This window comes from Allobosea sp. 05T439 (assembly GCF_056396005.1).
In genome coordinates, this window is sequence record NZ_JBFTKP010000145.1 from 1 (window position 1) to 512 (window position 512).

At 59.1% G+C, this 512-nt stretch carries 1 pseudogene; it reads left to right on the top strand.

The window, feature by feature from the left end:
- Window positions 1-147 precede the first annotated feature (147 nt).
- Window positions 148-512: pseudogene (locus tag AC1DIO_RS35460) on the top strand (integrase core domain-containing protein); the annotation flags it as partial.

Sequence of the window (512 nt, forward strand, 5' to 3'; positions counted from 1 at the left end):
TCATGGTTGGCCTCGCTCCAAAGTGTTGTCTCGACAACCTCACTTTAGAGACCTTCTGGCCGGCCATGACCGCCGTGACGGCGCGCTGCGCTACGCAAGGCTTCGCGCGCCGTCAGGCAACGGTCGAGCCTCTTCCCAATGTGCTACGGAATCCAGTTCACCTTCCCGGCTCGTTACGCCGACGGGCCGACAGCTCGTTACATCACCCACATGTTCGACATGCGGTGCCRCGAGAATGGCATCGAGCATCGCCTCACCAAGGTGAAGCAYCCCTGGACCAACGGGCAGGTYGAGCGGATGAACCGCACCATCAAGGAAGCGACCGTCAAGCGCTTCCACTATGACGATCATCGCCAGTTCGAGGCGCACCTCACAGACTTCGTTGTCGCCTACAATTTCGGCCGCCGGCTGAAGACCCTTAGGGGGCTCACACCCTACGAGTTCATCTGCAAATGCTGGACTTCAGAGCCAGAACGATTCAGGCTCGATCCAATCCATCAAATGCCGGGACT